This window comes from Dietzia sp. B19, from assembly GCF_014145155.1.
In the GTDB taxonomy this organism is placed as follows: domain Bacteria; phylum Actinomycetota; class Actinomycetes; order Mycobacteriales; family Mycobacteriaceae; genus Dietzia; species Dietzia natronolimnaea.
Genome location: NZ_JAALED010000180.1, coordinates 1 through 3,748, shown reverse-complemented (window position 1 = coordinate 3,748; position 3,748 = coordinate 1). Strand labels below are relative to the sequence as shown.

4 protein-coding genes are annotated in these 3,748 nt (G+C 70.9%); 1 reads left to right on the top strand and 3 read right to left on the bottom strand.

Annotated features, from left to right (window positions below; genetic code table 11):
* Window positions 1-274 precede the first annotated feature (274 nt).
* The 3 genes from G6020_RS06330 to G6020_RS06320 are packed head-to-tail and all read right to left on the bottom strand — an operon-like array spanning window position 275 to window position 2,894.
* Window positions 275-994: an MOSC domain-containing protein gene (locus G6020_RS06330; RefSeq protein ID WP_194306003.1), complete on the bottom strand. Its 720-nt coding sequence runs from the start codon at window positions 992-994 to the stop codon at window positions 275-277.
* Window positions 994-1,761: an isoprenyl transferase gene (locus G6020_RS06325; RefSeq protein WP_182610033.1), complete on the bottom strand. Its 768-nt coding sequence runs from the start codon at window positions 1,759-1,761 to the stop codon at window positions 994-996. The genes G6020_RS06330 and G6020_RS06325 overlap by 1 nt, the downstream gene beginning before the upstream one ends.
* Before the next feature lie 59 nt (window positions 1,762-1,820).
* Complete coding sequence (locus G6020_RS06320) at window positions 1,821-2,894, bottom strand: 3-deoxy-7-phosphoheptulonate synthase (RefSeq protein ID WP_182610032.1); 1,074 nt, start codon at window positions 2,892-2,894, stop codon at window positions 1,821-1,823.
* Window positions 2,895-3,194: 300 nt separating this feature from the next.
* Here G6020_RS06320 and G6020_RS06315 point away from each other — a divergent pair, with 300 nt between their 5' ends.
* Complete coding sequence (locus G6020_RS06315) at window positions 3,195-3,593, top strand: DUF2784 domain-containing protein (protein WP_182610031.1); 399 nt, start codon at window positions 3,195-3,197, stop codon at window positions 3,591-3,593.
* The last annotated feature ends 155 nt before the right edge of the window (window positions 3,594-3,748 follow it).

The window sequence follows — 3,748 nt, the reverse complement described above, 5'->3', positions numbered from 1 at the left end:
CGTTCCGGCTGCCCGACGTGGGCCGCGAGCAGGCTCCCGCACTGTGGCGCACCGCCGGACCGGTGTGGGACCACCTCGCCGAGCCGCCCGGGTGACCTCTGCCGCCCGGACACTGCCCCCGGCTGCCCGAACGCACACCTCTTGGCCCGGGCTCTCGCCGAGTGGTCACGAATGCCGCGAAAAGCGACACGCGACCTGGGACAACGTGAGCGGAATCGACCTCGCGGCTGAATCTCTCGGCAAGACCGCAGCGAGATCGCTCTGAGGGGTCGACTCAGTCGGAGTCGGCGTCCGAGGGCCGGACGTCCGTGGCGGGGTCGAGCTTGCGCACGAGGCTCGGTGCGAGGTCGGAGAGCGTGTACTCGGACAGCAGGCGGCCGGCCTCGTCGTCGTCGACCCCCGCGAACACCCGCCCGATGGTGACGCCGTGCGTGGGCACGGCGACCACCCGGATCTCGTCGCCCACCTCGACAGGCCCCGGCCGCAGCACACGGGCGTACGCACCCGGTCGCCCCGCCTCGGTGAACCGGCGCACCCACCTGGGCTTGCCGACGCGATCGCCGAACGTCTGGCACGGGATGCGCGGGGTGGTGATCTCCAGGCGCAACGGACCCCGACGACCGCTGCCCCGGCCCACCTCCAGGACGGTGCCGATCTGCAGCTGCGAGGTGTCGACGCCGGTCACTCGCAGGTTCTCGCCGAAGTACCCGGGCGGGATCGGCCCACCGAACTCGGGCTCCCACGGCTCGACGTCGGAGTCGGAGAGCAGGTAGACGGCCTTCCACACGCCGCCGTGATGCTCGCGGTCGGCCTGGACGTCTCCGTGGAGGCCGTACTCACGGACCTGCACCGGGCCCTCGACGGGGCGCTTGTCGATCGCCGTCACGCCGACGCGGCCGGGAACGGTGAGGAGCTGGTCCACCACGCAGACGGCCTGCACGGTGAACGACTCCGGCACCGTCTCCCCGGACGCGGGACTGTTCGAGGCCGGCATCAGTGGCCGAACCTGCGGTTGCGGGCACCGTAGTCGCGCAGGGCGCGGAGGAAGTCCACGCGGCGGAACGCGGGCCAGTAGGCCTCGGTGAACCAGATCTCCGAGTAGGCGCTCTGCCACAGCAGGAATCCGGAGAGCCGCTGCTCGCCGGACGTACGGATCACCAGATCGGGATCGGGCTGGCCGGAGGTGTAGAGGTGCTCGCCGATGGCCTCCACGGTGATGCCGTCGACCAGGTCCCGCCCGGTCCGGCCCTCGTCGATCAACTGGGCGACGAGCTCGCGGGTCGCGTCGGCGATCTCCTGACGGCCGCCGTACCCCACGGCGACGTTGACCTTGACCCCCCGACGCCCGGTGCTCGCGCGCTCGGCGTGGCGCAGCCGCTCGGCCAGCCAGTCCGGCAGCACCTCGAGCCGCCCGACGATCCGGACGTCCCAGTTCTTGTCCGGACCGGTGATCTCGTCCACCACGTCGGCGATGATCTGCAGCAGCTCGTCGAGCTCCTCGGCATCACGACCCAGGTTCTCGGTGCTCAGCAGATAGATGGTGGCGACGTCCACGCCCAGCTCGTCGCACCAGCCCAGCATCTCGGCGATCTTGACCGCCCCGGCCCGGTGTCCGTGCGCGACATCCGCGAACCCGGCCTCCTTGGCCCATCGGCGGTTTCCGTCGGCCATCACGGCGATGTGCCGTGGGAGCCGGGCACCCTCGAGTGACGACCGGAGTCGCGACTCGTACAGCGAGTACAGGGGGGAGGAGGCATCCACTCGGTAGAGGTTACCGCGCGACGCCCCCTCCACAGGGGTCCCCCTGACCCCGCGGGGGCTCAGCCCCGTCGGCCGGCGCGAACCCCCGCGGCCAGCGCGCGCACGCCCTCCTCGGTGGTGTCCCAGCCGATGCAGGCGTCGGTGACCGACTTGCCGTAGACGAGTTCCGCGGCGTCGACGGACTGGGCGCCGGGCTCGAGGAAGCTCTCGACCATCACGCCGGAGATGCCCTCCTCCCCCGCCCCGATCCGCTCGGCGAGCTCGGCCACGACCTCGGCCTGACGCTCGTGGGACTTGCCGGAGTTGGCGTGGCTCGCATCCACCATCACCAGCCCGGGCAGCCCCACCTTCGCGACCGACGCCACCGCGGACGCCACGGACGCCGCATCGTGGTTGGGTCCGCCCGTGCCGCCCCGGAGGATCACGTGGCAGTCGGTGTTCCCGGCGGTCTCCACCACGGCGGCCCGGCCCTCGGCGTCGGTGCCGAAGAACACGTGGCGCGACGCCGAGGACCGACACCCGTCCACCGCGACCTGGACCTCGCCGTCCGTCCCGTTCTTGAACCCCACCGGCATGGACAGGCCGGAGACCAACTGGCGGTGCACCTGGCTCTCGGTGGTCCGGGCCCCGATGGCACCCCACGAGACGGCGTCGGCGATGTACTGCGGACTGGTCGGTTCGAGGAACTCGCAGCCGACGGGCAGGCCGAGGTCCAACACGTCCAGGAGGAGTCTGCGGGCCGTGCGCAGACCCCGCGGGATGTCGTAACTCCCGTCCAGCGCCGGGTCGTTGATCAGGCCCTTCCACCCGACAGTGGTGCGCGGCTTCTCGAAGTAGACGCGCATGACGATGAGCAGATCCTCGGAGACCTCCTCGGCGAGTGTGGCGAGGCGCCCCGCGTAGTCGAGCGCGGCGTCGGGATCGTGGACCGAGCAGGGCCCCACCACCACGAGCAGCCGGTCGTCGCGCCCGGCCAGGACATCGGCGATCTCGCTGCGGCTACGCTCGACCAGCGCTTCGCGGGCCTCTCCCAACGGGAGTTCGCCGAGGATCTCGATCGGCGTCGGCAACGGGGAGTAGGACAGGACTCGCCGGTCGGCGGTCTGGGTGGGGTTCTCGGCGGTGATGGTCACGGCTGTGCGCTCCTGATGCGGTGGTCGTGGCGGGCCGGGTGCCGTGATCCTGTTCGGTGCCCTGTGCGCACCCGGATCCGCCGCTGGAAATGGCGGGAGGCGGCGACCATCATGGACACCGCCTCTGGGCTCCGGGTGTCGGACGTCCGGCTAGCGGACGCGTGCGCTCGCGGCGCGGGCTCCACCCGGAGCCCACATAAAGCGCCAATATGCGCGAGCGATCGACATGCCGGACACCGTAGCAGAGGCCGCCCCCGTCGGGCCACTTGCGCCTCCCGCACCGGCTGGCACCCTGGAGGCATGGGATACCGACTCGTCGCGGACGTCGCGATGGTGCTCCACGCGGCCTTCCTCGTGTACATGGTGGTGGGCGGGTTCCTCGCGTGGCGCTGGCGTTGGACATTCTGGCCGCATCTGGCGACGGCGGCCTACGGACTCGGGATCGCGACGGTGGGGTGGGACTGTCCACTCACCCACGTGGAGAACTGGGGACGCGCCCGCGCCGGCCAGGAGACGCTTCCCTCGACGGGGTTCATCGACCACTACCTCACCGGCGTCATTTACCCAGCGGAACATCTCCTGACGGCCCAGCTCGCCGTTGCGGCCGCCGTGCTCGTCTCGTGGGTGGGCCTGGCCTTCCTGCACTGGCGAGCCCGCGCACGCTCCCGCGCATTCGCCCCAGAGGCGCGATACCCCTGAGGTCGACCCCGCCCTCACGGGGCCAGTCGAACACTTGTGCCATCTCGGTTGAGACGATATACTAGATCACACGTTCGAATGGTAGCGAGTCCGATTGGCGCAGGGGGGTGCGGTGGTGGATCCGATGATGACGACGACGAGTTCGGCGGCGTTCG

Bases quoted from the DNA above. Each gene is read 5' to 3' on its own strand.
- G6020_RS06330 (WP_194306003.1), bottom strand. From the start codon at position 994: ATGCCGGCCTCGAACAGTCCCGCGTCCGGGGAGACGGTGCCGGAGTCG.
- G6020_RS06315 (WP_182610031.1), top strand. From the start codon at position 3,195: ATGGGATACCGACTCGTCGCGGACGTCGCGATGGTGCTCCACGCGGCC.